Source organism: Mesorhizobium sp. M8A.F.Ca.ET.207.01.1.1 (assembly GCF_004794715.1).
GTDB lineage: Bacteria > Pseudomonadota > Alphaproteobacteria > Rhizobiales > Rhizobiaceae > Mesorhizobium.
This window is the reverse complement of sequence record NZ_SRUS01000400.1, coordinates 1-316: the sequence shown is the minus strand read 5'-3', so window position 1 is coordinate 316 and position 316 is coordinate 1. Positions and strand designations below refer to the sequence as shown.

The following is a 316-nucleotide window of genomic DNA, read 5'->3' as shown; positions in this document are numbered from 1 at the left end:
ACCTCCTCCACCGGACTTCCCCATGTCTACCCCCTCGCTGTCCGTCGCCGCCGCACCCGCGACCGCACCGTCCACGCCGTTGGTGCTGGCGATGGCGGCCGGCGCCGGCTTCTCGGTCGCCTCGCTGTACTACAGCCAGCCGATGCTGGGCCTGATCGCCCAGGACCTCGGCGCAGGTGAACGCGCCGCCGGCCTGGTGCCGACCCTGACCCAGCTCGGCTATGCGCTGGGCATCCTGCTGCTGGCACCGCTGGGCGACCGCTTCGACCGCCGCAACCTGATCCTGTTGAAGTCCGCGCTGCTGGCGCTGGCACTG

1 protein-coding gene is annotated in these 316 nt (G+C 71.5%); it reads left to right on the top strand.

Going from position 1 to position 316, the window contains the following annotated elements:
• Positions 1 to 22: 22 nt before the first annotated feature.
• Positions 23 to 316, top strand: a 294-nt coding sequence (locus EN850_RS35090) for an MFS transporter (protein WP_136093039.1), incomplete at its 3' end; no start/stop codon positions are given.